The sequence below is a fragment of the Streptomyces sp. NPDC058620 genome (assembly GCF_042717135.1).
In the GTDB taxonomy this organism is placed as follows: domain Bacteria; phylum Actinomycetota; class Actinomycetes; order Streptomycetales; family Streptomycetaceae; genus Streptomyces.
In genome coordinates, this window is sequence record NZ_JBHXQO010000019.1 from 39576 (window position 1) to 64653 (window position 25078).

General features: G+C 73.3%; 22 protein-coding genes and 1 pseudogene. 15 read left to right on the top strand and 8 right to left on the bottom strand.

Annotated features, from left to right (window positions below; genetic code table 11):
• Positions 1 to 120 precede the first annotated feature (120 nt).
• Positions 121 to 759 (top strand): LysE family translocator, encoded by a 639-nt coding sequence (locus ACFWSK_RS19535; protein ID WP_383787566.1) that lies wholly within the window; start codon positions 121 to 123, stop codon positions 757 to 759.
• Between the two features lie 61 nt (positions 760 to 820).
• Here ACFWSK_RS19535 and ACFWSK_RS19540 read toward each other — a convergent pair whose 3' ends face one another.
• Positions 821 to 1174: a DUF6204 family protein gene (locus ACFWSK_RS19540; protein ID WP_383787569.1), complete on the bottom strand. Its 354-nt coding sequence runs from the start codon at positions 1172 to 1174 to the stop codon at positions 821 to 823.
• Positions 1175 to 1393: 219 nt separating this feature from the next.
• Between ACFWSK_RS19540 and ACFWSK_RS19545 the strand changes: the two genes are divergently transcribed.
• Complete coding sequence (locus ACFWSK_RS19545) at positions 1394 to 3358, top strand: DUF5107 domain-containing protein (protein WP_383787571.1); 1965 nt, start codon at positions 1394 to 1396, stop codon at positions 3356 to 3358.
• Positions 3359 to 3485: 127 nt separating this feature from the next.
• Here the strand turns inward: ACFWSK_RS19545 and ACFWSK_RS19550 are convergent, their stop codons facing one another.
• The 3 genes from ACFWSK_RS19550 to ACFWSK_RS19560 form a co-directional block, all read right to left on the bottom strand.
• The gene (locus ACFWSK_RS19550; protein WP_383787574.1) at positions 3486 to 3839 is read right to left on the bottom strand and encodes a VOC family protein; all 354 of its coding nucleotides are present in this window, start codon (positions 3837 to 3839) and stop codon (positions 3486 to 3488) included.
• 60 nt (positions 3840 to 3899) lie between these two features.
• Positions 3900 to 4709: a class I SAM-dependent methyltransferase gene (locus ACFWSK_RS19555; protein WP_383787577.1), complete on the bottom strand. Its 810-nt coding sequence runs from the start codon at positions 4707 to 4709 to the stop codon at positions 3900 to 3902.
• A 94-nt stretch (positions 4710 to 4803) separates the two neighbouring features.
• Positions 4804 to 6309 carry a bifunctional phosphatase PAP2/diacylglycerol kinase family protein gene (locus ACFWSK_RS19560; RefSeq protein WP_383787580.1) on the bottom strand — a complete coding sequence of 502 codons (1506 nt, stop codon included), beginning with the start codon at positions 6307 to 6309 and terminating at the stop codon, positions 4804 to 4806.
• Positions 6310 to 6535: 226 nt separating this feature from the next.
• Between ACFWSK_RS19560 and ACFWSK_RS19565 the strand changes: the two genes are divergently transcribed.
• From ACFWSK_RS19565 to ACFWSK_RS19580, 4 genes are all read left to right on the top strand, one after another.
• The gene (locus ACFWSK_RS19565) at positions 6536 to 7309 is read left to right on the top strand and encodes an IclR family transcriptional regulator (protein WP_383787583.1); all 774 of its coding nucleotides are present in this window, start codon (positions 6536 to 6538) and stop codon (positions 7307 to 7309) included.
• Positions 7306 to 8154 (top strand): SMP-30/gluconolactonase/LRE family protein, encoded by an 849-nt coding sequence (locus ACFWSK_RS19570; RefSeq protein ID WP_383787586.1) that lies wholly within the window; start codon positions 7306 to 7308, stop codon positions 8152 to 8154. The genes ACFWSK_RS19565 and ACFWSK_RS19570 overlap by 4 nt, the downstream gene beginning before the upstream one ends.
• A 238-nt stretch (positions 8155 to 8392) precedes the next feature.
• Positions 8393 to 9619: an aminotransferase class I/II-fold pyridoxal phosphate-dependent enzyme gene (locus tag ACFWSK_RS19575; protein ID WP_383787589.1), complete on the top strand. Its 1227-nt coding sequence runs from the start codon at positions 8393 to 8395 to the stop codon at positions 9617 to 9619.
• 12 nt (positions 9620 to 9631) lie between these two features.
• The gene (locus ACFWSK_RS19580) at positions 9632 to 10657 is read left to right on the top strand and encodes an MBL fold metallo-hydrolase (RefSeq protein WP_383787591.1); all 1026 of its coding nucleotides are present in this window, start codon (positions 9632 to 9634) and stop codon (positions 10655 to 10657) included.
• On the opposite strand, the gene ACFWSK_RS19585 is transcribed toward ACFWSK_RS19580, so the two are convergent.
• Positions 10651 to 11283: a DedA family protein gene (locus tag ACFWSK_RS19585; RefSeq protein WP_383787716.1), complete on the bottom strand. Its 633-nt coding sequence runs from the start codon at positions 11281 to 11283 to the stop codon at positions 10651 to 10653. The two genes, ACFWSK_RS19580 and ACFWSK_RS19585, sit on opposite strands and share 7 nt — an antisense overlap.
• Positions 11284 to 11291: 8 nt before the next feature.
• Positions 11292 to 12074 (bottom strand): MBL fold metallo-hydrolase, encoded by a 783-nt coding sequence (locus ACFWSK_RS19590; protein ID WP_383787592.1) that lies wholly within the window; start codon positions 12072 to 12074, stop codon positions 11292 to 11294.
• 148 nt (positions 12075 to 12222) lie between these two features.
• Here ACFWSK_RS19590 and ACFWSK_RS19595 point away from each other — a divergent pair, with 148 nt between their 5' ends.
• The 6 genes from ACFWSK_RS19595 (at position 12223) to ACFWSK_RS19620 (ending at position 20941) form a co-directional block, all read left to right on the top strand.
• Positions 12223 to 12627, top strand: coding sequence for a hypothetical protein (locus ACFWSK_RS19595; protein WP_383787595.1), 405 nt, complete (start codon positions 12223 to 12225; stop codon positions 12625 to 12627).
• A 96-nt stretch (positions 12628 to 12723) separates the two neighbouring features.
• Complete coding sequence (locus ACFWSK_RS19600) at positions 12724 to 14859, top strand: alkaline phosphatase family protein (protein ID WP_383787596.1); 2136 nt, start codon at positions 12724 to 12726, stop codon at positions 14857 to 14859.
• Between the two features lie 114 nt (positions 14860 to 14973).
• Entirely contained in the window at positions 14974 to 17079 is a 2106-nt protein-coding gene (gene ligA, locus ACFWSK_RS19605) for an NAD-dependent DNA ligase LigA (RefSeq protein WP_383787598.1), read from the top strand.
• Between the two features lie 152 nt (positions 17080 to 17231).
• The gene (locus ACFWSK_RS19610) at positions 17232 to 17552 is read left to right on the top strand and encodes a hypothetical protein (protein ID WP_383787601.1); all 321 of its coding nucleotides are present in this window, start codon (positions 17232 to 17234) and stop codon (positions 17550 to 17552) included.
• Between the two features lie 695 nt (positions 17553 to 18247).
• Entirely contained in the window at positions 18248 to 20542 is a 2295-nt protein-coding gene (secD, locus tag ACFWSK_RS19615) for a protein translocase subunit SecD (protein WP_383787604.1), read from the top strand.
• A 93-nt stretch (positions 20543 to 20635) separates the two neighbouring features.
• The gene (locus tag ACFWSK_RS19620) at positions 20636 to 20941 is read left to right on the top strand and encodes a 4a-hydroxytetrahydrobiopterin dehydratase (protein WP_383787607.1); all 306 of its coding nucleotides are present in this window, start codon (positions 20636 to 20638) and stop codon (positions 20939 to 20941) included.
• A 238-nt stretch (positions 20942 to 21179) separates the two neighbouring features.
• On the opposite strand, the pseudogene ACFWSK_RS19625 reads toward ACFWSK_RS19620, so the two are convergent.
• Positions 21180 to 21291, bottom strand: a pseudogene (locus ACFWSK_RS19625) (LysR family transcriptional regulator); the annotation flags it as partial.
• A gap of 92 nt (positions 21292 to 21383) precedes the next feature.
• Between ACFWSK_RS19625 and ACFWSK_RS19630 the strand changes: the two are divergent.
• The gene (locus ACFWSK_RS19630) at positions 21384 to 22124 is read left to right on the top strand and encodes a class I SAM-dependent DNA methyltransferase (protein WP_383787610.1); all 741 of its coding nucleotides are present in this window, start codon (positions 21384 to 21386) and stop codon (positions 22122 to 22124) included.
• 39 nt (positions 22125 to 22163) lie between these two features.
• On the opposite strand, the gene ACFWSK_RS19635 is transcribed toward ACFWSK_RS19630, so the two are convergent.
• Positions 22164 to 23015, bottom strand: coding sequence for an NmrA family transcriptional regulator (locus ACFWSK_RS19635; RefSeq protein WP_383787612.1), 852 nt, complete (start codon positions 23013 to 23015; stop codon positions 22164 to 22166).
• 81 nt (positions 23016 to 23096) lie between these two features.
• Between ACFWSK_RS19635 and ACFWSK_RS19640 the strand changes: the two genes are divergently transcribed.
• Together ACFWSK_RS19640 and ACFWSK_RS19645 are read left to right on the top strand one after the other, a co-directional pair.
• Positions 23097 to 24107, top strand: a complete 1011-nt coding sequence (locus ACFWSK_RS19640; protein ID WP_383787615.1) for an AraC family transcriptional regulator — start codon at positions 23097 to 23099, stop codon at positions 24105 to 24107.
• Between the two features lie 20 nt (positions 24108 to 24127).
• Positions 24128 to 25063, top strand: a complete 936-nt coding sequence (locus tag ACFWSK_RS19645; RefSeq protein ID WP_383787618.1) for a class I SAM-dependent methyltransferase — start codon at positions 24128 to 24130, stop codon at positions 25061 to 25063.
• Positions 25064 to 25078: the final 15 nt, after the last annotated feature.

The window sequence follows — 25078 nt, forward strand, 5'->3', positions numbered from 1 at the left end:
ACAGACGCCGAAGAGTCGAGCCGGCGCGGCAAGACATCGGATGAGCGTCGGTGTCACACTCTTCCCCGCTGTGGGAAAAGGGCTTCAGGCTTCTGCCGCATCCGTGCTTACATGCGCGTCATGGTGTCTACCGACCGACTGATGGCGTTCGGCGCCATGTCGTTCCTGCTGATCGTGATTCCGGGCCCCAGCGTCCTGTTCGTGATCGGGCGGGCGCTGGCGCAGGGGCGCCGTGCCGCGCTGACCACGGTCGTGGGGAACACGCTCGGGGCGTACGCGCTCGTCGTCGCCGTGGCGCTGGGGGTCGGGTCCCTCGTGGAGCGGTCCGTCCTCGCGTTCACGGTGCTGAAGCTCGTGGGCGCCGCGTATCTGGTCTACCTGGGCGTCAAAGCCGTGCGGCAACGCGGCGCACTGCATGCCGCGTTCACGGGCGACGGTCCCGTGCACGGGAGCCTGCGCACCTTGGGGGAGGGGTTCGTGGTCGGTGTGGCCAACCCCAAGACCATGGTGTTCTTCGCCGCCGTGCTGCCCCAGTTCGTCGACCGGGGCCAGGGGCACGTCACCGCCCAGATGCTCCTGCTGGGCGTCGTCTTCAACGTCATCGCGCTGGCGTCCGACAGCGTGTGGGGACTGATCGCGTCCACCACGCGGACCTGGTTCGCCCGCTCGCCGCAGCGGCTCTCCCTGGTCGGCGGGATCGGTGGACTCACGATGATCGGCCTCGGCGTCACCGTCGCGGCGACCGGCCGCAAGGACTGAAGGAAGGGAAGCAGGCGGGAGTTGCGTGGCGGTGGAGCTGACGGCGGTACTGCACCAGGCGTCATCCGTTCCCCGAGCCGCGCCGCCCCTTGTAGTTGATCTTCATCGTGTCCATGTCCGTCACGGTCGAGCGCAGCTCACCATGGCCGCACCCCCGGCCCTTGAGGTCCGTCTCTGCGCGGTCCTCCGCGATCGCCGCCGCCATCTCCTCGCCGTCCTGCGCGTCCGACACCACCACGTAGCGGAAGCTGAAGTGCTTCAGAGCGGCGTCGTAGGTCAGCGAGCCCTCCTCGCTGAACTGCATCGCCGTCAGACCGTGCTGCTCCACCTCGGCCAGCAGCCGGGCGCGCGCCTCCTCCGTCAGTCCCTCCCACGTCCCCCGTACGATCACCCGGTACGTGTGCTGCGCGCTCATCCTCTGTGCCGCCCTTTCCTGTCCTCGGTGCCTTGCGGGGAGCAGGTTACGACGACAGGGACGTGCGGCATGCGGAATTTCCTTGCGTGCGGGGGTGCCACCAGCGCTTTTGCCGAAGACGGTCGGCCGGGCCCCTGGCCGGGGCGGCATCCAGCGTGTTCCATGGTCATCGGGGGGCGCCCGGACCTGCGGCGGCCCGCGCGAGGGAGCGAGGTTGTTTTGGCCACGACCGTACGACGTGCCGTACTGACCATGCCCGCAGCACCGTTGGGCCCGGAGAATCCGCTGCCCGCGCTGCGGCCGCTCGACGAGCCGCACGCACTCGATCACCGGGAGCGGTCCGGCCTGCCGCGCGACATGGCGCGACAGCTGGGCCACGCGCCACTGCGCACCGTCCTGCCCACGCGGATCCTGGACGGCTACGGGCGCGAGCGCACCCCCACCGCCCTGGACACCATCGTCATCGAGAACGACCGGCTGCGCGTCACGGTGCTCCCCGGGCTCGGCGGCCGCGTCCACTCCCTGCACCACAAGCCGACCGGCCGCGAACTGCTCTACCGCAACCCCGTGTTCCAGCCCGCAGCGTTCGCGCTCAACGGGGCGTGGTTCTCCGGCGGCATCGAGTGGAACATCGGCGCCACCGGCCACACCACCCTCGCCTGCGCCCCCGTCCACGCCGCCCTGGTCCCCGCCCCCGACGGCGGCACCATGGTCCGCCTCTGGGAGTGGGAGCGGCTGCGCGACCTGCCCTTCCAGGTGGACCTGTGGCTTCCCGACGACTCCGACTTCCTGCACGTCGGCGTGCGCGTCCGCAACCCGCACGAGCACCCCGCCCCGGTCTACTGGTGGTCCAACATCGCCGTTCCGGAAAGCCCGGGGACCCGCGTCCTGGCCCCCGCGGACGAGGCATGGCACTTCGGCTACGAGCGGGCACTCAGCCGCGTCACCGTACCGGAGAGCGGTGGCACAGACCGTACGTACCCGCTGCGCGGCGACCACCCCGCCGACTACTTCTACGAGGTGCCCGACGGGTCCCGCCGCTGGATAGCCGCCCTGGACGAGGACGGGAACGGACTCGTCCAGACGTCCACGGACCTCCTGCGCGGCCGCAAGCTCTTCCTCTGGGGCAGCGGGCCCGGCGGACGCCGCTGGCAGCGCTGGCTGACCGAGCCCGGCACCGGTGGCTACGCGGAGATGCAGGCGGGGCTGGCCCGCACCCAGCTGGAGCACGTCCCCCTCGAACCGGGCGGCGAATTCAGCTGGCTGGAGTCCTACGGCCCCCTGTCCACGGACCCCGCGACCGTGCACGGCGCGGACTGGAGCCGCGCCCGGGCCGAGACCGAGGGTCGGCTGGAGCGGGCCCTGCCCCGGGCCGCCGTCGAGGCCGCCCACGCGGCATGGCGGGCCTGTGCCGACACCGATCCGGGCGAATCCCTCGCCATCGGCTCCGGCTGGGGAGCCCTCGAGGTCCAGCGGGCCGGGTACAAACTCCCCGGCACCCCGTTCGCGGCATCCACCCTCGGTGAACAGCAGGAGCCCTGGCTGGAGTTGCTGCGCTCCGGCACCTTCCCGGAGCCGGCCGCCGCCGCCCCGCCGGGACCTTCCCTCGTCTCCCCGCACTGGCGCGACATGCTGGAGACGGCCCCCGCCGACCCGCTCACCGAATACCACCTCGGTGTCGCGCAATGGCACGCCGACGACCGTGCCCAGGCGGTCCGCAGCTGGGAACGCGGCCTGCCCCGCGCAAGCTCCCGCTGGCCACTCCTGCGCTGCCTCGCCGTCGCGGCCAAGGACAGCGGCCAGACCGGCCGGGCCGCCGACCACTACGGCGAGGCGTTCGACGACCTGTGCGCACAGCAGGGCGACGACTCCTGGGCAGCGGCGACGGACGCCCTGGCCCGCGAGACGATCGAGGCCCAACTCGCCGCTGCCCGCCCGGAAGCGGCCCGCCGCACCTGGTCGGCCCTGCCCCCCGCCCTCCGCAGCCGAGGCCGTTTCCGCCTCCTGGAAGCCCGCATCCTGCTCGCCGAGGGAGACACGGCCGCCGTCCGCGCCCTCTTCGACACCGGCTTCGAGGTCGCCGACCTGCGGGAAGGCGCGGAGATTCTCGGCGAGCTCTGGAAATCCGTCACCGACGACCCGCTCCCGGACGCGTACAACTACCGGATGCGTCCGGAGCACTGATCACCAGACAGGGTGGGACGCGAAGGAGTCGCGTGATCATCTGGGCGAACGGGGCCTTCGACAGCGGCAGGACGACGCTCGTCGCCGATGAGGCGCTGGCGCGCGCGTTCCCCGGGAGCTGAATCCGTCAGACGACCGGGTTGCGGTCCACGTACTCGAAGACCGAGCCGTCGGGGTGCAGCGCGATCAGATTGCGTCCGGCGGGGGTCGGCACCGGACCGGCGACGATCCGGGCCCCCACCCGGGTCAGCGCCGCATGGGCCTCGTCGACGTCCTTGACCGCGATCGTCGCCGAGACCTTGCGCAGCACCTCCAGCTCGGACTCCGGGCCGCTCATCAGGAGGAAGCAGCCGATCGCGGCGACCGAGACCCCGCCGCGCTCGAAGCGCAGCGCCGGGGCGCCCGTGAGACCTTCGTAGAAGGCCGCCGACGCGTCCAGGTCGTCGACGCAGATACGCAGCGTGGTTCCGAGGATTTCCATGCCCACGAGGGTAGTTGGCCGCCTCGCCGCATGTGATCGATTCCCGCCGGACCGGGAACCTCAGGCGCGGCACATCACCTCGCCGTGCGGCACCATGAACCACGCGTCGTCCTGCTCGCCCCAGGTGCGCCAGGCGGCGGCGATCTCCGTCAGCTGTTCCGCGCGGGCGTGGCCGCCCTCCATCGCCAGCTTCGCGTACACCGAGGCCGTCGTACGGTCGGCCCACAGGCTGCTCCACCAGGCGCGGCTCTCCGGCGTGGCGAAACACCAGGCGGCCGCGGTCGGCGTGATGTCGGTGAAGCCGGCCTGCCTGGCCCAGGAGAGCAGCCGCCGTCCCGCGTCGGGCTCGCCGCCGTTGGCGCGGGCCACCCGCCCGTACAGCTCCTGCCACTCCGTCAGGCCCGCGACCTCCGGAAACCAGGTCATCGCGGCATAGTCGCTGTCACGGGCCGCCACGATGCCGCCCGGCCTGCACACCCGGCGCATCTCGCTCAACGCCCGGACGGGGTCGCCCACATGCTGGAGGACCTGGTGGGCGTGGACGATGTCGAAGGAGTCGTCGGGAAAGTCCAGGGCGTGCACATCGGCCGTCGCGAACCCGATGTTCTCCAGGCCCCGTTCGGCGGCGACCTCGGCGGCCTGCCCGAGGATGTCGTCCGTGATGTCGACGGCGGTCACCCGGCCGGGCGCGACCAGGGCGGCCAGGTCGGCCGTGATGGTGCCGGGGCCGCATCCGACGTCCAGTACCGCCATCCCCGGCCGGAGTTCACCGATCAGGTAGGAGGCCGAGTTGAGCGCGGTACGCCAGCGGTGCGAGCGCAGTACGGACTCGTGGTGACCATGGGTGTAGACGGCCGTCTCCTTCGACATGACCGCACGTCCTCTCTCGGAAACGCATTCGACAGCGAGTGGGAACACGGTACGTCGCGATGTCGAATAATGAGATGGGCGTCTCGTCATATGGTCACACCGTCATCGGGCAGTAGACCGTGAGCGCCTCCGGCAGCTTGTCGATCATCAACTCCGTCCCGGAGTGGGCCACTTCACCGTCGTACGCGTACGGGGTGCCCGGAGCGAGACCGGAGAGCCGGACGCGCCGCCGGCGCACCGCCGCATGCACGGGCGACCGGGTCAGCGGACCGGCGACCGCCGCCGCCAGGAGCCGCAGCCCCGGAGTGCGGCCACCGTGCACCACCCGTACGTCGAGCAGGCCGTCCGCCAGGTTGTGCCGGCGGCCCGGCATCGGGCCCACCCGCTGGAACATGCCGTTGCCGACGAACACCAGCCACAACCGCCGCCTGCGCCCCTGCAGTTCGGCCTCCAGCGGACTCTTGCCGCGCAGCGCCTCGAACGCGGCGAGGACTCCCGCCGGCCAGCCCCCGATGCGCGGCGCCCAGTGCTCCCGGGTCCGCACGAGCTCCGGATAGACGCCGAGGCTGAACGCGTTGACGAAGCAGCCGTCGGGCCCGTCCGGTCCCTCGGGGCCCGGCCGGATGCGTCCCAGGTCCACCCTGACCGCGCTGCCGGAGGCGAGCGCGCTCACCGTGTCCTGCACGGTCTCGATGCCCAGGTCGTAGGCGAAGTGGTTCAGCGTTCCCCCGGGGAACACCGCCAGCGGCAGCTTGTGCGCCGCCGCGGCGGCCGCTGCCCCGTTGATCGTCCCGTCACCACCGCAGACCCCCAGAGCCACGGCTCGCCCGGCCGCGTCTTCCAGTGCCCCGGGCAGATCGGCGGGTGCGCACTCCACCAGCTCACAGAGGGGCAGGGCCCCCCGTACCAGTGAGGCGGTGGCCGCCGCCGACCCGGACTCCCGGTTGACGACGACCACGAGCCCCTGCCCGGCCGGCAGCTCGGGAGCCTCGGCCGGCGGTCTCCCCGGTGCGGGGAGCTGCCCCCGGGTCGGCACGATCCCGCGCAGCGCGAAGGCGGCACCGGCGCCGAGCGCCGCACCGGCCAGCACATCGCTCGGATAGTGCACCCCGGTGTAGACCCGCGAAGCGATGACCGCCGCCGCGACCGGGGCGACGACCGCGCCCCAGCCCTTCGACTCCAGGGCGACACCGGTGGCGAAGGCGGCGGCGGACGCCGCGTGCCCGGACGGGAACGACGTGGTGAACGGCTGGCGCTTCAGTCTCCGTATCACCGGAACGGCGTCGAGCACCGGCCGTTCCCTGCGTACGGCGCCCTTGCCCACGGTGTTGATCGTGGCCGAGGCGACGGCCAGCGAGGCGACACCGCGCAGCGCGGCGCGGCGGGCCCGTGCGCTGCCGCCGAGTGCGGCCATGCCGGCCGCGGCCCCGAACCACAGCAGCCCGTGGTTCGCACTGCGGCTCAGCCGTGGCAGCAGCGGCTCGGCGCCCGGCCAGTGCCGGTCGGCCACGCTCTCGAAGACGGCGAGATCGCGCTGCCGCAGCCAGGCCGCCAGGCGGATGGGTGAACGGACGGATGAGGTGGTTCTCAACGACGGCATGGCACAGCGAATACCCTGTCGTGCCGCGCCGAACCAGGAGGCGCGCACGCGTGACCCCCAGGTCCGCATAATGCATGAAAGCTGGACGATCCCACGCGAAACCTCCCGCGATCCCGCCACAGGCTTCGGTCCGAGCCGTTGCCCCGGCAAGTTGGCTGCCGTTAGCCTGCGTTCGTGATTCCGGTCATTGACCGGAGTGTCGAACATACGAAATGGGTGGGAGAACATGGGACGACTCGTCCCAGCGGTGACCCGGGCGCTGGATGTACTGGAACTCTTCCTCCAGGGTGACGGGACCCTCTCGGCCCCCGAAGTCACCCGCAAGCTTCAGCTGCCGCGCACCACCGTCCATGAACTGCTCACCACGCTCGCCGCCCGCTCCTACCTGGTGACGGTCCCGGAGCAGCCCGGCCGCTACCGGCTGGGCGTCCGGACGTACCAGCTCGGCAGCCGGTACGCCGAGCAGCTCGACCTCGCCGCCGAGGGGCAGCAGGTGGCCCGCGAGGTCGCCGAGAGCTGCGGGGAGACGGTCCACGTGGCCATCCTGGAGGACACCGAGGTCATCTACATCGCCAAGGTGGACTCCACGCACGCCGTCCGGATGGTCTCGGCTGCCGGCCGGAAGCTGCCCGCACACTGCACCTCCGTGGGCAAGCTCCTGCTCGCCGCACTGCCCGAGGCCGAACTCGACGCCCGCCTCGACGGCCGCGAACTCGTCGCGATGACGGAGAACAGCCTCACCGACGCCGCCGAGCTGCGGGCCGCGCTCGCGGTCGTGCGCAGGCGCGGCATCGCGGTCGAGCACCGGGAGTCCAACCCGGACGTCAGCTGTGTGGCCGCGCCCGTACGGAACCGGGCGGGCAGTGTCGTCGCCGCGCTCTCCATCTCCGTACCCATGATCCGCTGGACCGAGGAGCGCGAGGCGGAGCTGGCCCGGCTCGCGGCCGGTGGCGCCGACGCGCTGTCCGCCCGGCTCGGACACCGCAAGGGGCAGGCGTGACGTATCCCGTCGAGATAGCCGTACGCGCACAGGCGGAGCTCGGCGAGGGACCCACCTGGGACGCGGCGACCGGCCGGCTGATCTGGGTCGACATCCTCGGCTCGCGCATCCACACGTACGCCCCCGAATCGGGCCGCCGCACGGTCATGGCGACCGAGCAGCACGTCGGAGCGGCCAAGCCGCGTGCGGGTGGCGGGCTGGTGGTGAACCTCCGCGACGGCATCGGCCTGTACGACGCCGCGGGCGCGTTCTCCTGGCTGGTCCACGACCCCGTCCCGGGGCGGCGCGGCAACGACGCCGCCGTGGCCCCGGACGGGGCGCTCTGGGCCGGGACCATGCGCTACGACGAGGACGAGGCCGGCGGGAGCCTGACGCGGGTCACGGGGGACGGCACGGCGAGCGACGCGCTGGGAGTCGTCGCGTGCAGCAACGGCACCGGGTGGAGCCCGGACGGGCAGCTGATGTACTACATCGACTCGGCGACGGGCCGCATCGACGTCCTCGACTTCTTCGGGGAGCGGGCCGTCTACCGGCGGCCGTTCGCCACGATCGAGGCGGGGGCGGGTACACCGGACGGTCTGACGGTCGACGCCGAGGGGGGTGTGTGGGTCGCGCTCTGGGACGGGGCGGCGGTGCGGCGATACGCGCCTGACGGGCGGCTGGACCGGACGTACGCTCTGCCTGTGCGGCGGCCGACGGCGTGTGCGTTCGGGGGGCCGGGGCTGCGTGACCTGTACGTCTCGACGGCCCGTACGGGGCTCGCCGCGCCGCATCCGTTGTCGGGGTCGTTGCTGGTCCTCCCGGACGTGGGGCGGGGGCTGCCGGGTACGGCGTTCGCGGGCTGAGGGTTCCGTCCTCAAACGCCGGACGGGCTGGTCGTGGCGCACCGGTCCCCGGTGGCCCGGCCCGTCCGTGGCGGCCCGTCCGGAGGGGCCCCGCCCCACCACCCACCGGGTCACGTGGACGACCCGGGTACGTGACGGTTCGCCCGCGCAGGGGCGACGCGTGCGCGGGCGGCCTGGGGGAAACCTCCGTATAAAGGGCCGTGAGGGCGACACAGGGACCGCCGGCGGAGGAGGCCCGATGGAGTGGACCGAGCATGACCAGCGGGAGGACCACGGTCCCGTCCGGTACGGTCCTCCCGCCCCCGACCCCGGCCTCCCCGCGCTGCCGGAACTCGCCGCCGTGCTCGCCGCTGCCGCCGCCCGTACCCACCCCGAACCGCCCGGCGGGGGCCGCGTCCTGCGGGAGGCGGCCGGAGCGTACTGGGCGCGCCGAGGTCTGCACACCGCGCCGGAGTCGATCGCCGCCGCCCCCGGTGCCCAGCCCCTGCTGCTGGCGCTGATCGCGGCCCACGGCGGCGATGTCCTGATGCCGCGCCCCTGCCCCGCCTCCTGGACGCCGCAGGCCCGTCTCCTCGGCCGCCCCGCCTACCACGTGCCGACCCCGGCGGAGTGCGGCGGCATCCCCGATCCGTACGCCCTGCTCGAAACCGTGCGCAGGGTGCGCGCCGAGGGAGGCAGGCCCCGGCTCCTGCTGCTCTCCGTGGTCGACGACCCCACGGCCACCGTCGCGCCGCCCGAGCTCGTCCGCGAGGCGTGCGAGGCGGCGGTCGCCGAGGGGCTGCACATCGTCAGCGACGAGACCTGGCGCGACACCCTGCACCGGCCGCACGACACGGTCCTGCTCAGCCCGGCCGAGATGTGCCCCGACGACGTCACGGTGCTCTCCGACCTGGCGGGGGCGCTGACCCCGGCGGGCTGGCCGGTGGCGGTCGCCCGGTTCCCGGCCACCGGACGGGCCGCCGCGCGCCGCGCCCGTACGCTCGACGTCCTCACCGCACTCGGCGCCCTCGTCGCAGGCCCCGTCGCCCCGGCCGCCGCCCACGCGCTGCGCGAGCCGGAGGCCGTCACGCTCAGGATGCGGCAGGCCGCCGAGCTCCATGGGGCCGTCGCCACCGCGGCACACCGCGCCGTGCTCTCGGCGGGCGCCCTGGCCAGGCCCCCGCAGGCGGGCCGTCATCTGTACGCGGACCTCGGCCCGCTCCGCTCGCGGCTGGCGGCACGGGGCGTGACGGACTCCATGGAGCTGGAGGAGTACCTCACGCGCAGGCTCGGCGCCCCGACACCCGGCGGGCACCGGTTCGGGGACGAACTGGGCGCGCTGCGGGTGCGGCTGGGCACGGGGCCGCTGCTCGGATCAACCCCGGAGGAGGAGATGGAGTCCCTCACCGCGGTGGAGCCCCTGAAGTTGCCGCACGTCGCCCAGGCGCTGAGCATGTTCGCAAGCGCCCTCGACGAACTCCGGTGAAGGAGCCGCTCGATGACGGAACAGACGCAGCGCCCTCGGGGGAAGACCGGGCCCACGGCGCCGGACGGGACGACCGCGATACGCCCGCTGGGCGAGGTCCGCGTCTGGCCCCGCACCTTCGCCGACCGCCTCACCACGCCTCTGCCCGGCGTCAGGGGCATGTCGCGGCTGGCCCGTGAGCGTGCCATGCGGCCCAACGCCGAGGGGCTGCGCGGCGTCCACCGGCTGCCGTTCGCCCCCGCTCCGCTGCCCTCGGTGGACAGCGGTACGAGCGCGGTGACCTGGGCCGGTCACGCCAGCTGGATCGTGCGGATCGGAGGGCTCACGGTCCTCACCGACCCGGTGTGGTCCCGCCGCATACTCGGGACCCCGGCCAGGATCACTCCCGTGGGCGTCCGCTGGGAGGAGCTTCCGCCCGTGGACGCGGTCGTCGTCAGCCACAACCACTACGACCACCTCGACGCCCCCACCCTGCGCAGGCTGCCCAGGGACACCCCGCTGTTCGTCCCTGCGGGCCTGGGTGGCTGGTGCAGGCGCCGTCGCTTCACCTGTGTCACGGAGCTGGACTGGTGGGAGTCGGCGGAGCTGAAAGGCGTCCGCTTCGACTTCGTGCCCTCGCACCACTGGTCCAAGCGCACCCTCACGGACACCTGCCGGTCCCTCTGGGGCGGCTGGGTGCTCGGCGACCGGCGCGGCGGACAGCGGATCTACTTCGCCGGGGACACCGGCTACGGGCACTGGTTCAGGGAGATCGGCCGCCGCTACCCCGGGCTCGATCTGGCCATGCTGCCGATCGGTGCGTACGAACCGCGCTGGTGGCTCCGCGACGTGCACACCGACCCGGAGGACGCCGTGCGCGCGTACGAGGACCTCGGGGCCGCGGCGATGGCGCCGATGCACTGGGCGACGTTCCTGCTCTCGGCCGAACCGGTCCTCGAACCGCTCGTCCGGCTCCGTACCGAATGGCAGCGGGCCGGACACCCGCGCGACCGTCTCTGGGACCTGCCGATCGGCGGCTCGCGGGTGTTCGCTCACTGACCGGCGGCGCCGCCGGTTCCGTGCCCGAACCGCATCCGCAGTCTGCGCCACGCCGCCGGTGCCGCACTGATCAGCAGGGTCAGTCCCACCGCGGCCACCACGCCCTGCCACGGCTCGGGAAAGAGGGACCCGCCCAGAATCCCGATCAGCTGGTAAGCCGCGGCCCAGGCCAGACACGCGGGAATGTCGCCGCGGGCGAACCTGCGCAACGGCATCCGGCCGAGCAGACACGCCAGCATCACCGGAATCCGGCCCGCCGGCACCAGTCTGGACAGCACGAGCACCGCCCCGCCGTGCTCGCCCAGCTTCTCCTGGGCCTGCGCCAGCCGTTCCGGAGCCGCCCTGTCGCTGAGGGTCCGCAGCCACTTCGAGCCGTTCTTGGAGCGCACCCCCCGCTGCCCCAGCCAGTAGAGACAGATGTCGCCGAGGAACGCGGCGGCCGACGCGACCCCGAACACCACGAGCAGCGAGAACGGGGCCGTCTGATGGAACGCCACCACGGCCGCCGAGCTCACCAGCGCACCCGTCGGCACCACCGGCACCAAGGACCCCAGCGCCACCAGGAGAAACAGCGACGGATAGCCGACGGCCTGCTGGGCCGACTCGTCCGGCAGCTGCCGGACCATCTCGGCGATCACCACGCGGCCTCCGGCCGCACACGCTCACCGTGCTCCAGCCGGTGCACCGCCACCTCGGGGGCGAGCCGGGCGGCCTGCCGCACGAACTCCTCCCCGGGCGCGTGGAACTCGTGCGGCCGGATGCCGTCCATCCCGATCGGCCAGTACGTGCCGTAGTGCACGGGGACGGCCGAGCGCGGCCTGAGCAGGGTCAGCGCCTCGGCGGCGCGGGCCGCGTCCAGGTGGTTGTGCCCCAGCCAGGGGCCCCAGCCGCCGACCGGCAGCAGCGCCACGTCGACCGGGCCGACCGCCTCGGCCATGCCGTCGAAGAGGCCGGTGTCCCCGGCGAAGTACGTACGCGCCTCGCCCTCGACGACATAGCCGAGCGCCGGTGAACGGTGCGGGCCGACGGGCAGCCTGCGCCCGTCGTGCCGCGCGCGGACCGCCCGCACCCGCAGGCTGCCCGCCTTCACCTCGTCCCCCGCGTCGACCTCGGTGATGTGCAGTCCCCGCATCCTCCGCAGCACCCGCAGCCCCGGCACGGCCCGGACCGCCCCGGTGGGCACCAGCAGCCGGCTGCCGGGGGTCAGCCGTGCCAGCGACGGCAGGTGCAGATGGTCGGAGTGCAGATGCGAGACGAGCACCAGCTCGGCGGCGGCGGCCTCCGGCGGGGGGACCGCGCCGCGACGGCGGCGCAGATGCGCGAAGCGCCGTACGAAGAGGGGGTCGGTCAGCACCCGCACCCCGGAATCCTCGATCGTGCATGTGGCATGACCCCACCAGGTGACCTCCACCGGCACGCGTCGCCTCCTCGCTCTTCCCCACCGCGTACGCATCAACGCCGCTCACTCGTCCTCCCGAGCCTAGATCCTCGGGCTCCGGTACGGGACGGCTACGGACCGCTACCGTTGGACTCGCGGGCAGACTCTGCGTTCGGGGGAACCGGTCATGAACGATGTACGGGTGGCGGCCATCGCCAGTCTCACGCCGCTGGAAGAGCTCGACGGCGACCCCTTTCTCGTCGACACGCGCAGCCAGCAGGCCATGTGCGCCCGCTGGGCGGCCGCTCGGGGGTACGTCGTCACCCGGCAGCTGCGCGTCCACCGGCTGCGGTCCGGCCACTGCGCCCTGTGGGCGGACGTCGACGAGGGGGAGATCGACCTCTTCGTGGCGCCCAACGACCGGGTCCTCGCGCAGGCGCTCGCCTCGGTGCCCGAGCTCACCGCGGAGTGCGGGCGGCGCGGCGTACGGCTGGAACTGGCCGGCCTCCAGGAACCGGTCTGCACCGCCCGCTCGAAGGCCGGTGTCCACCGCAGACTCTCCATGCCGACCGCCGGATACGACGGCTGCTGACGGGCACGCCCGGCGCCGGCGCGCACGAAGCCCGCTGTGAAAGGCTGGTCGCGGGCCCTGTGACGACAGACCGGGCCCGGACGTGAGGTGGACGGCGTGAGAGACGCGCGATGGCGTACGACGGGCAGAGCCCTGATACGGGTGCTGGCGGTCTGGGCGGTATCCACCCTGACGATGCTGGCGCTCGCGGGCATCCTGCCTGAATTCCAGCTCCAGTCGGACAACGGCGACAGCATCACCAGGACGGCGTTCACCGCCGCCTGGGGCGCGGGAGCGTTCGGTCTGCTGTCCGCACTGGTCTGGCCCGTGCTCGTACGGGCGCTGCTCGTCGTCCCCGCCCTCGTCCTGGGCGCGCTGGTCTTCTTCCTCAACGGCTCGCTCCTGCTGATCGCCCTGCGCCTCATCCCGGACGACCGCGGCGCCGCCGATCCGGAGACCGCGGTCGTCGTCGCCGCGGTGATGTCGGCCGTCGCCTCCGCGACGTCCACCGCTCTCGCCGTCCGTGACGACGACGCCTACCGGCGCCGGCTCTCCCGCCTCGCGGACCGGCGCCGCCGCCGCAGGGGCACGGCGGGCACCGCGGACGGCGGCCGCGGCGGCCCGCCCGGCACGGTGTTCATCCAGCTCGACGGGGTCGGCCACGACGTGCTGACCAAGGCCGCGGCCGACGGACTGATGCCGACCGTCGCCCAGTGGCTGACCGACGGGTCGGGGCACCGGCTGATGCCGTGGCACACGGACTGGTCGAGCCAGACCGGCGCCAGCCAGCTGGCCATCCTGCACGGCAGCAACCACGACGTACCCGCGTTCCGGTGGTACGAGAAGGAGACCGGCACCGTCATGGTCTCCAGCAGGCCCGCGAGCGCGCTCGAACTCCAGCGCCGCGCCATCGCCCGCACCCACGACGGCGGGCTGCTCACCGTCGACGGAGCCAGCCGGGGCAACCTCTTCAGCGGCGGAGCCGACCAGCTCGCCCTCGTCCTGTCGATGGCCGCCAGGCGCGGCAAGGGGCGGCGCTCACGCGCCGGGTACTTCGCGTACTTCTCCGACCCCGCCAACGCCGTGCGTACCGCGCTCTCCTTCGTCGCCGAGGCCGGCCGCGAGGTCGGCCAGTCGACGCGCGCCCGGCTGCGGAAGGAGACGCCCCGCATCAAGCGTGGCGGGCTCTACCCCTTCATCAGGGCCTTCGCCACCGTCGTCGAACGCGATGTGGTGGTCGCCGCCGTCATCGGCGACATGTTCGCCGGACGCACCGCCGTCTACGCCGACCTCGTCGCCTACGACGAGGTCGCGCACCACTCGGGGCCGCACAGCCGCGACGCGGAGAAGGTCCTCGAACGGCTCGACCGCTCCCTCGCCCTCATCTCGAAGGTCGCCGAACAGGCCCCGCGCACCTACCGGATCGTGCTGCTCTCCGACCACGGCCAGAGCCCCGGCGAGACCTTCGCCGGAAAGTACGGGCTGACCCTGAAGGACCTGGTGCGGGCGGGCTGCGGACTGCCCGTGCCCCGACGGGCGCAGCGTACGAAGAGCGGCTCGGAGGCCCGTGACGCGGTCCGGACCGCCCTGCACAGGCCGGTCGCGGCGGGGGAGGCCGAGCACCCCGCGAAACCCTCCGACCCGGTCGTGCTGGCCTCGGGCAACCTCGGGCTGCTGTCCTTCCCGGACATCGCCGGACGCGCCTCGCGCGAACAGATGGACCGCCGCCACCCAGCGCTTCTGGGGACGCTCGCCAACCATCCGGGGGTCGGCTTCCTGCTCGTACGGAGCGAGGAACACGGGTCCGTGGTGCTGGGAGCCGGTTTCGAGATCCCGGTGCCGGAGCTGACGGACGGGGAAGGGCCGCTCGCCGTGTTCGGACCCGGTGCGGCGGACGCGATACGGCGCACCGACACCTTTCCGCACGTCGCCGATGTCATGGTCAACTCGATGTACGAGCCCGGCACGGGGAACGTGCACGCCTTCGAGGAACAGATCGGCTCGCACGGCGGGCTGGGCGGAGAACAGTCGCGGCCGTTCCTGCTCTGGCCCCCCGGGATGACCGATCCGCTCGACGCTGCGGAGAGCGGGGAGGCACTGGTGGGCGCCGAGGCCGTGCACCGGGTCCTGGCCTGCTGGCTGCGCGAGGCGTCCGGACCGCAGGTGCCGCTGGCCCACGACGTCGTCCCCGCCCCGGCGGCGGACGAGCGCCGGCCGCCGGCGGACGACGCGGTGCCCGGCGCCCTGGACTGACGGGACGCGGTCACCGCCGCCGCACGCCCACGGGTACGCATGGTCGCCGGCCGGGCTCCCGTCGCGGTTCGGGCGGCTCGGGGCATTGTCAGTGGTGGGCGGCAGGATGGGGGCATGACGACGAACTCAGCTGTTGTGCTCGCCGACGCGCCCGCGTACGCCGCCGCTGTCGACCAGGCCGCGCAGGCCGCCGCCGCGTACTACGCCACGGGCGAGAGCACGCTCGACGACGACGCGTACGACCGTCTGGTGCGGGGGATCGCCGGCTACGAGGCCGAACACCCCCAGGATGTGCTGGCCGCGTCCCCCACGGGCAAGGTCGCGGGTGGCGCCGCCGTCGGGGACGTACCGCACACCATCCCGATGCTCTCCCTGGACAACGTGTTCTCCGCCGAGCAGTTCGTCACCTGGACCGCCTCCCTGGAGCGGCGCATCGGCAGACCCGTCGCCGCCTGGAGCGTGGAGCCCAAGCTCGACGGACTGGCCATCGCCGCGCGCTACCAGGAGGGCCGGCTGGACCGGCTGATCACCCGTGGCGACGGCACCGCGGGCGAGGACGTGTCGCATGCGATCGGCACCGTCATCGGTCTGCCCGGGCAACTCGGCTCACCGGTGACGATCGAGGTGCGCGGCGAGGTCCTCATGACCAACGAGCAGTTCGAACAGGCCAACACGGTGCGTACGGAGCACGGCGGCGCCCCCTTCGCCAACCCGCGCAACGGGGCGGCCGGCACACTCCGCGCCAAGGACAGGCCCTACCGCGTCGAGATGACGTTCTTCGCGTACGGCGCGCTCCCGCTGCCCGATTCCGGTGAACTGACCGCCACCCTGGCCGAGCTCCCGCACAGTGAGGTCCTCGCGTACGTCTCCGGGCTCGGCGTGCACACGGCGGCGGACACCGCCGTGGCGCCGCGCACCGTCACCACGGCCGATGAGGTGCGGGCCAGGGTCGAGGAAGTCGCGTCGCTGCGCGCCTCGTTGCCGTTCGGGATCGACGGCATCGTGATCAAGGCGGATCTGGCCGCCGACCAGCGGGAGGCCGGGTCCGGCACCCGGGCGCCGCGCTGGGCCATCGCCTACAAGCTCCCGGCCGTCGAGAAGGTCACCCGCCTCCTGGGCGTCGAGTGGAACGTCGGCCGTACCGGCATCATCGCGCCGCGCGCCGTCCTGGAGCCGGTCGAGATCGACGGCTCGACCGTCAGCTTCGCGACCCTGCACAACCCGGCCGACATCACCCGGCGGGATCTGCGCCTGGGCGACCAGGTGATGGTCTACAAGGCGGGCGACATCATTCCCCGCATCGAGGCGCCCGTCGCCCATCTGCGGACCGGCGGGGAACAGCCGATCGAGTTCCCCGAGATGTGCCCGCAGTGCGGCTCCGAGATCGACACCAGCGAGCAGCGCTGGCGGTGCACGCGCGGGCGCAACTGCCGTCTGGTCGCCTCCGTCTCGTACGCGGCGGGCCGCGACCAGCTCGACATCGAGGGCCTCGGCTCCACCCGGGTCGTGCAGCTCGTCGACGCCGGCCTGGTCGCCGACTTCGCCGATCTCTTCACCCTGGAGCGCGAGCAGCTGCTCGCCCTGGACCGGATGGGCGAGACCTCCACCGACAACCTGCTGGCCGCCATCGAGACGGCCCGCAGCCGACCGCTGTCCCGCGTGTTCTGCGCCCTCGGGGTACGCGGCACGGGGCGCTCCATGTCCCGGCGCATCGCCCGCTACTTCGCCACGATGGACCGGATCGTCGCCGCCGACGTGGAGACGCTTCAGCTGGTCGACGGCATCGGCAAGGAGAAGGCGTCGGGAGTGGTCGCGGAGCTCACGGAACTCGCCCCGCTGATCGGCAAGCTGGTGAGCGCCGGCGTCAACATGACGGAGCCCGGTGCGACGCCGCCCGCCGAGCCCGGAGCCGAACACGACGCGGAGGCGGGTGCCGAGGGCGGTGGAGGCCGGTCGGAGCTGCCTCTCGACGGGATGACCGTGGTCGTCACCGGGGCGATGACCGGCCCCTTGGAGAAGCTGTCCCGCAACCAGATGAACGAGCTGATCGAGCGGGCGGGCGGGAAGTCCTCGTCCAGCGTCTCCAAGCGGACGAGTCTCCTGGTCGCGGGGGAGAAGGCCGGGTCCAAGCGCACCAAGGCGGAGGATCTCGGGGTACGGATCGCGGCACCTGACGAGTTCGCCGAGCTGGTCGAGGCGTTCATGGCCACGGAGGTCTGACGGCGTGGGCCTGTGATTCCTTTGATTCCTTGAGGAAGTGGCGTTCTCTCCCTGGGTATTGCATAGTGAGGGGTCGGTCATGCCTCGCTATCGGCGGGTCATCGGTGCGTGGACGGCTGCGGTGGCGGGCCGGGGTGAGGGGCGATGAGTTCATGCGCGACGGACGGCGACACGGCGGGCCGGCCCAGCGGCGGCTGAGCCCCGGGCAGGGCCATGGACCGTCGGTTCACGGGCGGCCCCGGGCCACGCGTGGCCTCGCCATCGATCTCGGGAGCTCACGGACCCGCGCCTGGGTCCCGGGTCAGGGGCTCGTCCCCGACCCCCTGACGGAGGACGCCTCCGGGCGGCCCGTACGGCGCGGACGCATCACCGACCGCGAGTCCTGCGGAAGGCTGCTCGGCCGGCTGATGCTCGGCTCCGTCCTGCGCCACCCGGGTGCGGCGTCCGCCGCCCTTCCCGGCCGACCGAGGTGACCCTCCTCCCGGGGCCGCCCCCGGGAAACACACACCCGTGGGGCAGGACCCGTCCCCGGACCGCGGGCGCCCGGCACCTCCTGGCCGCAGTGCTCCTCACCGTCCTCGCGCTCGTCGGCGGCGCTCCGGCGGCGGCGGGTCTCAAGGGGCACGCATCCGCAGCCCCGGCATTCGCAGCCCCGGCATTCGCAGGCTCAGCTCCCGCGCCCCCGGCATCCGCCGCCCGCGCACCCGCCGCACACGCTCCGGCGCAGCACACCGACCGCACGGCGCGCCCGGGGCAGGTCCAGGACACCCGCCGCCCGCGCACACTCGGCGCAACCGCCCAGGAACCCCACCGCCCCCTGCCTCCGGCAGCGCCCTCCACCCGCCGCGCCGGGGCGCCGGGCGGCGATCCCACCGGGCCTCCCCGGGCCGGCACCGAACGCCCCCACACCTCCCCGTTCCTCGCGCCGCCCGGTCACCACGCCCTCCCGCCGGGCCCGCACCGTACGGCCGCGCCGCGCCCCACCGGACCGCGCACGGCCGACGCCCCCGTCCCCGCACCCCGCCGCGCCCGCGCCGCGCTGCCCGGCGTACGGGGTCCTCCCGCAGGGCAGACCGGTCGGCCGACCGGTCTCCGGACCTGTTCCACAGAGCAGCCGTTCCGTCCTCGCTGAGGCGAGGGCGGCCGGCGCCCCCTCGGAGGATTCCCCATGACTCGCGCCACCACGGTGCGAGCGGTTCTGGCTGCCGCCGTACTGCTCGTCTCCGTGTACATCACCCTGACCATGTCACCCGCCCTCGGCCTCGATCTGCGGGGCGGCACCCGGATGGTGCTCCAGGCCAAGGACTCCGGCACCGCCGTCGCGGACCGGGAGAGCACCGACCGGACCCTGGAGGTGCTCCGCCAACGCATCGACTCCCTCGGTGTCGCCGAGCCGACGCTGACCCGCTCCGGCGAGACGCGCGTCATCGTCGAACTGCCCGATGTGCAGGACCCCCGCAAGGCCGCCGACGTACTCGGCAGAACCGCCCAGCTGACCTTCCACCCCGTGCGGGGACCGGGTACGCCGGAGGCGGACGGCGACAAGGGCGGGACGACGCTGCCCGACGAGCGGGGCCGCCCCCTCGCGCTAGGCCCCGCGGAACTCTCAGGGGCGGGCGTGAAGGACGCCACCGCCGTGTTCGACGCCCAGCAGGGCGCGGGCTGGACCGTGGACCTCGCCTTCCACAAGGACGCCGGCCGCGACTGGACCGGGCTCACCGCCCAGGCCGCCTGCCACCCCGCCCAGGACGACCGGCGCCGCGTGGCCATCGTCCTGGACCAGCGGGTGATCTCCTCGCCGCAGGTCGACCCCTCGGTCGGCTGCGACGACGGCATCCCGTCCGCGTCGACCCGCATCACCGGTTCCTTCTCGGCCGACGAGGCCCGCGAACTCGCGCTCCTCGTCAAGGGCGGCGCCCTGCCCGTCCCGGTGGAGATCGTCGAACAGCGGACCGTCGGCCCGACGCTCGGCGCCGAGGCCATCGACGCCGGCGCGGCCGCCGCCCTCATCGGGGCCTCGGCCACCGCACTGTTCATCACCTTCGTGTACCGGCTCTTCGGCGCGCTCGCCGCCGCTGCCCTCGCCGCGTACGGCGTCATCTCGTACGCCGCGCTCGTGGCCCTCGGTGTCACACTCACGCTTCCCGGGCTCGCCGGTTTCGTCCTCGCCATCGGGATGGCGGTCGACGCCAACGTCCTCGTCTTCGAGCGGGCCCGCGAGGAGTGCGCGGAGCGCCCGGGCCGTTCCCTGCGCTCCGCGCTCACCGCCGGATTCCGTAACGCCCGCAGCGCCGTCGCCGACTCGAACGTGACCACCCTCATCGCGGCGGGACTTCTCTTCCTCCTGGGCTCCGGACCCGTCAAGGGCTTCGGCGTCACACTCGCCATCGGCGTGCTCGTCTCGATGTTCTCCGCGCTCGTCATCGCCCGCGTACTCACCGAGACGGCCGCCCGTTCACGGTTCGTCAGCGACTACCGGGGTGTCAACGGCATCGCCAGGCCCGGACGCGTACGGACGTGGCTGACCCGCCGCGACCCCCGCCTGTTCGCCTCACCGCGCCGGTGGCTGTGGGTGTCCACCGCGCTGGTCGCCCTCGCCGTGCTCGGCATCGTCGTGCGCGGCGTCGGTCTCGGCGTCGAGTTCACCGGGGGCCGGCTCGTCGAGTACTCCACGAGCCGGCCCGTCGACGTGGAAACCGCCCGTACGGCCCTCGCCGCCGCCGGTTTCGGCGACGCCGAGGTCACCACCGCGGGCGCGGGCGACCTCTCCGTACGCACCGGAGAGCTCGACAACGACGGGGAGCACGCGCTCCGCGCGGCGCTGGCCGCCGAGGGAGGCGAGACGGCCAAGGTGCGCGACGAGCTGATCGGCCCCAGCCTCGGCGACGAACTGCGGCGCAACGCGCTGATCGCCCTCGCCGTCGCCGTGTGCGTGCAACTCGCCTACCTGGCCGTCCGGTTCCGCTGGACGTTCGCCGTGGCATCGGTCGGGGCGCTGGTCCACGACCTCGTCATTCTCATCGGCGCCTTCGCCTGGCTGGGGCGCACCGTCGACGGCATCTTCCTGGCGGCCCTGCTCACCGTGATCGGCTACTCCGTCAACGACTCGGTGGTGGTCTTCGACCGGGTACGCGAGCTGTGGGCCCGGAACCCGGGCGCGCCGCTCCCGAAGGTCGCCGACCGGGCCGTCCTGCAGACCGTCCCCAGAACCGTCAACACCGGCATGGGCGCGCTCTTCATCCTCACCGCGCTCGCCGTGCTGGGCGGCGACTCCCTGGCGGACTTCGCGCTCGCCCTGCTCATCGGCGTCTGCGTCGGTACCTACTCCTCGGTGCTCACCGCCGTGCCCCTCGCCCTCGTACTGGAAAGGAGCAGCAAGGCCCCGCCGCCGGTCCGCACGGCCGGGCGCCGGACGGCCCCGGCGGCGCGGCGCGGCCCGCTCGACAACGGAGCCAGGGTCTGACCCGGTCGCCGTGTCCATCGCGACAGGGGTCGCACGGGCACCGTAACGTCACGGGCACTGTTGATCCGCCCGTCGCCGGTAGGGAGCCGTGTCATGGCCGATGAGCCGCTGTCGCAGGAAGAGATCGAGGCGCGGCTGGGCGATCTGCCCGGCTGGGCGCTGGAGGGGGGCCGGATCACCCGCGCTTACCGGCTCCCCTCGCACTTCGCCGCCGCCGCCCTGACCCTCCACGTCGCGCGGATCCAGGAGGAGCTGGGCCACCACTCGGACCTCACGCTCGGCTACAACACGGTCGGGCTGTCCGTGAACACCCACTCCGCGGGCGGCGCCGTCACCGAGAAGGACCTGACACTGGCCATGCGGGTGGAGGCCATCGCTCCCGGACACGGCGCCCGGTGAATGCGGCGCCGCGCCCTGTGCCCCGCCTGGTCGTGGCTCAGGGCGCGGCGCCGAACCGGGGATGCGCGGCGAGCCACCCCGTACAGCCGGCGCCGCGCTCCACCGCCTCCGCGTAGGCCGCCCCGGCGTGCCCGCTCACCACGGAGGCCGCACGGCCGACGACCGGTGAACGCGGTTGCCGGCCCGGCGGGTGACGCCGGCTCAGCGGCGGACCGGCGATCGGCCGAGTCACGAGACCCGGCGCCACTGAGCGCGGGCTGCGCCGGCCCCAGGGAGGCAGCGGCCTTGGTGAGGCTTTCGGTGTCGGCGATCGCCCGTACGGCCCGCGGATGGGGTAACTCCAGCTCCATAAACGCACGTTATGGGCCCCGGCGACGCGGCGGCGATACGCGCGTCTCCTTTCTGCCCTGCGATGTCAGCCCCGTGTCCTAGAGTCATTCATGTGCTGGACTACAACATCGAGGCAGCGGTCTACGACACCACGCGCGGCGGAGTGCCCCGTGCCGAGGCCGCGGCCGACGCGGTCCTCGGCCTGATCCCGTCCACCGCCCGCACCCTGCTGGACATCGGCTGCGGTACGGGCCTCGTGACCGAGCGCATAGCGCTGGGCCGCCCCGGGCTCCGGGTGATCGGCGCCGACGCCTCGCCGGGCATGGCGCGGATGGCGCACCAGCGGATCGACGCGGTGACGCTCGCCGATGTACGACAGCTGCCGCTGGCCGACGCCGCGGTCGACGCCGTCACCGCCGTCTGGCTGCTGCATCTGCTGAGGCCCGCCTCAGCCGTGCGGGACGTGGTGGCGGAAGTGGCCCGGGTCCTGAGACCGGGCGGAGTCTTCGTCACCACCGTCGACAAGGACGCCGGGCACGACGTGGGAAGCGACATCGACGAGCTGTTCGCCCCGTACCTCACCTCACATCCGTCGGACGGTGCGGAGACCGTCGGCGGATACGGGGAGCGGTACGGGCTCGAACAGGTGGCGGAGGCCCGGTTCGTCGGCCATGGGCAGGGCCGTTCGCCGCTCACCACGGCGAGGGGTGTGCGCCAGGGGAAGTACGCCTCGCGGCTCGCCCTGCCGGGGAACGCGGCCGAACGGCTCGCGATGCGGCTCACCGGCCTGCCGGAACCGGACCGGCCGCGCCCCGACCCCGAGTACCGCCTGCTGGCCTTCCGCCGCGGCTGACCGCAGCGGAGGTGCCCGGCGGTCCCCGCCGCTCTCCCCTCACACCCGCCAGGCGCCGTCCTCGGCCGCCTCGCGCACGAACGTGCCGAAGTCCTTCGGTTCCCGGCCAAGGGCGCGCTTCACGCCGTCCGTCGTCATCGCGTTGTGCCCGTCCAGCAGCATCGTGAACAGCTCGGCCAGGAAGCCGGCTTCGGGGCCCGGCATGCCGTACCCCTCCAGTGCCGCCGCGTACTGCGGCCCGGACACCGGGACGTACCGCACCGCACGCCCCGTCGCCTCCGCGATCTCCGACGCCACCTCGTCGAAGGTCAGCAGCCGGGGGCCGGTCAGTTCGTGCACCCCCTCCCCGGGGCCGTCCCCCGTGAGTGCGGCGACGGCCACGTCCGCCAGGTCGTCGGCATCCACGAACGGCTCGGCGGTTGCTCCCGCGGGAAACACCAGCTCCCCGCCCAGCACCCCGTCCACCAGAGCGCCCTCGCTGAAGTTCTGCGCGAAGAACGCCGACCGCAGGACGGTGAGTTCCACGCCATGGGCCGCTCCGCGCAACGCCTCCTCCGCGACGACCGCCTGCGGCTCGCCCCGCCCGGAGAGCAGCACCACCCGTCGCACCCCGCTCTCCGCCGCGATCCGGCCGAAGGCCGCCATCGCCTCCGGGGCGCCGGGCGCCGCCAGGTCCGGGTAGTACGCGACGTACGCCGCGTCCGCGCCGCGCAGCGCCGCGCCCCAGCCCGACTCGTCCTCCCAGTCGAACGGCACACCGCCGCCGCGTGAGCCCGAGCGCACCGGGACTCCGAGAGCGGTGAGCCGCTCCACCACCCGGCGGCCGGTCTTGCCCGTGCCGCTCGTCACCAACACTGTGTCCTGCTTCGGGTTTTCCGTGTGCGTTGTCATGACTCAAGGTTCGCCGTGCGGCTCCGTCCGCACCATCCTCGACCGTCTCGCCCGCATGCGTGTGCGTCTACGCTGGCGCGCATGGACGCACTCGCCGGACTGCTGGACGGGCCGAGGGCCCGAGGCGCCTTCCTGCTCCGGATGGTCATGGAGCCGCCCTGGTCGGTACGGATCGAGGACCGGGCCCCGCTCTGCCTGATGTCCATGACCCGTGGCGAGGCATGGATCGTGCCCTCCGCCGGATCTGATCCCGTCCTGCTGCGCCCCGGCGACATCGCGATCGCCCGCGGCCCCAGGCCGTACACCGTCGCCGACGCCCCCGGCACCTCTGCGCGCTCGCGCATCGGCCCGGGCGGCGTCTGCACCACGCTGTACGGGGAGCCGCTCTCCGAGTCCATGCGTCTCGGGGTACGCACCTGGGGCAATGCCCCCGACGGGTCGGCGACGATGCTCATCGGCACCTACCTCCTCGAAGGCGAGATCAGCCGGCGGCTCCTCGACTCCGTGCCCGCCCTGCTCGTCCTGCCCGCTGACGCCAGGACCGGACCGCTGCTGCGCCTGCTCGACGACGAGATCTCCCAGGACGAGCCGGGCCAGAGCGTGGTCCTGGACCGGCTGCTCGACCTGCTGCTGATCGCCGGGCTGCGCACCTGGTTCGCCCGGCCCGGCGGCCGGGCCCCCGCCTGGTACGTCGCCATGGGCGATCCCGTCGTCGGACAGGCGCTGCGGCTCCTTCAGAACGATCCCGCCCGCCCCTGGACGGTCGCCGGACTCGCGGCCGCGACCGGGGTCTCCAGGGCGGCGCTGGCCCGCCGCTTCACCGAACTGGTCGGGGAGCCCCCGATGGCGTATCTGACCGGCTGGCGCTTCGCCGTCGCCGCCGATCTGCTGCGGGGCAGCGACGCCACGGTGGAGGCGGTGGCCCGGAAGGTCGGCTACAGCGGCTCCTTCGCGTTCAGTACCGCTTTCAAGCGCGTACGGGGCATGAGTCCGCAGGAGTACCGGGGGACGCCTGCCGAACCCCTGGACGCGCCGGCCGAACCCCTGGATGACGGCTTGCCGAACCGGCAACAAATTTCGCCGGATGCGTGATTCCCGTGCAGGGTGACGCCATGACCAAGCACACCGAGCACGGCCACGACGGACACCACGGACAGCCGCAGGGGCACGGCCATGCCGCACACGGCCACGGCCACGATGCCGGCGACTTCGACTGGGGCGTACTGGGACCCATGCTGGAGCAGGAAGGCGAGCTCAGCCTCGGACAGTACGGCGAAGCGGCCCGCTGGATCGCCGGTCTGCCGGCCGCTCCCGAGGTGCGCCGCGTCCTGGACATCGGCAGCGGCCCCGGCGTCATCACCTGCCTGCTCGCCGAGGTGTTCCCCGAAGCCGAGGTCATCGCGGTGGACGGCACCCCGGCTCTCCTGGAGCGCGCCCGGGCCCGCGCGGAGCGCCTCGGCCTGGGCGACCGGGTCCGGACCCTGCGCGCCGAACTTCCCGGCGATCTCGACAAGTTGGAGGAGGCCGACCTGATCTGGGCTGGCAACTCCCTGCACCACATGGGTGACCAGCGCGGTGTCCTGGCCGGCTTCGCCGGAGTGCTGCGCCCGGGCGGCGCCGTCGCCCTCGTCGAGGGAGGGCTGTCCACACGTCAGTTGCCGCGCGACATCGGCATCGGCAGGCCCGGTCTGGAGGCCCGCCTCGACGCGCTTTCGGCGGACTGGTTCGCGGACATGCGGGTGGCCCTGCCGGACGCCAAGCGGGAGACCGAGGACTGGAGCGCCCTGTTCGGCGCGGTCGGACTGGAGCCGCAGGGCACCCGCAGCTTCCTGCTCGACCTTCCGGCCCCGCTCTCCGCACGCGCCCGCGAGCACGTCGTGTCGAGTTTCGCCCGGCAGCGCGAGGCGCTCACCGACCGGCTGACGGCCGAGGACATCGTCGTACTCGACCGGCTGCTCGACCCGGCGGACCCTGCCGGACTGCACCGCCGCGACGACGTCTTCGTCCTCGCCGCCCGGACCGTCCACGTGGCAGGGCGGGGCCGGTGACGGCCGGTCAGGGAC

Coding starts and splice junctions, on each gene's coding strand:
- ACFWSK_RS19585 (WP_383787716.1), bottom strand. CDS start 11,283: ATGGTCCGGCAGCTGCCGGACGAGTCGGCCCAGCAGGCCGTCGGCTAT.
- ACFWSK_RS19635 (WP_383787612.1), bottom strand. CDS start 23,015: ATGACAACGCACACGGAAAACCCGAAGCAGGACACAGTGTTGGTGACG.
- ACFWSK_RS19555 (WP_383787577.1), bottom strand. CDS start 4,709: ATGTCGAAGGAGACGGCCGTCTACACCCATGGTCACCACGAGTCCGTA.
- ACFWSK_RS19565 (WP_383787583.1), top strand. CDS start 6,536: ATGGGACGACTCGTCCCAGCGGTGACCCGGGCGCTGGATGTACTGGAA.
- ACFWSK_RS19645 (WP_383787618.1), top strand. CDS start 24,128: ATGACCAAGCACACCGAGCACGGCCACGACGGACACCACGGACAGCCG.
- ACFWSK_RS19560 (WP_383787580.1), bottom strand. CDS start 6,309: ATGCCGTCGTTGAGAACCACCTCATCCGTCCGTTCACCCATCCGCCTG.
- secD (WP_383787604.1), top strand. CDS start 18,248: ATGACTCGCGCCACCACGGTGCGAGCGGTTCTGGCTGCCGCCGTACTG.
- ACFWSK_RS19620 (WP_383787607.1), top strand. CDS start 20,636: ATGGCCGATGAGCCGCTGTCGCAGGAAGAGATCGAGGCGCGGCTGGGC.
- ACFWSK_RS19540 (WP_383787569.1), bottom strand. CDS start 1,174: ATGAGCGCGCAGCACACGTACCGGGTGATCGTACGGGGGACGTGGGAG.
- ACFWSK_RS19575 (WP_383787589.1), top strand. CDS start 8,393: ATGGAGTGGACCGAGCATGACCAGCGGGAGGACCACGGTCCCGTCCGG.
- ACFWSK_RS19595 (WP_383787595.1), top strand. CDS start 12,223: ATGAACGATGTACGGGTGGCGGCCATCGCCAGTCTCACGCCGCTGGAA.
- ACFWSK_RS19610 (WP_383787601.1), top strand. CDS start 17,232: ATGCGCGACGGACGGCGACACGGCGGGCCGGCCCAGCGGCGGCTGAGC.
- ACFWSK_RS19550 (WP_383787574.1), bottom strand. CDS start 3,839: ATGGAAATCCTCGGAACCACGCTGCGTATCTGCGTCGACGACCTGGAC.
- ACFWSK_RS19580 (WP_383787591.1), top strand. CDS start 9,632: ATGACGGAACAGACGCAGCGCCCTCGGGGGAAGACCGGGCCCACGGCG.
- ACFWSK_RS19640 (WP_383787615.1), top strand. CDS start 23,097: ATGGACGCACTCGCCGGACTGCTGGACGGGCCGAGGGCCCGAGGCGCC.
- ligA (WP_383787598.1), top strand. CDS start 14,974: ATGACGACGAACTCAGCTGTTGTGCTCGCCGACGCGCCCGCGTACGCC.
- ACFWSK_RS19535 (WP_383787566.1), top strand. CDS start 121: ATGGTGTCTACCGACCGACTGATGGCGTTCGGCGCCATGTCGTTCCTG.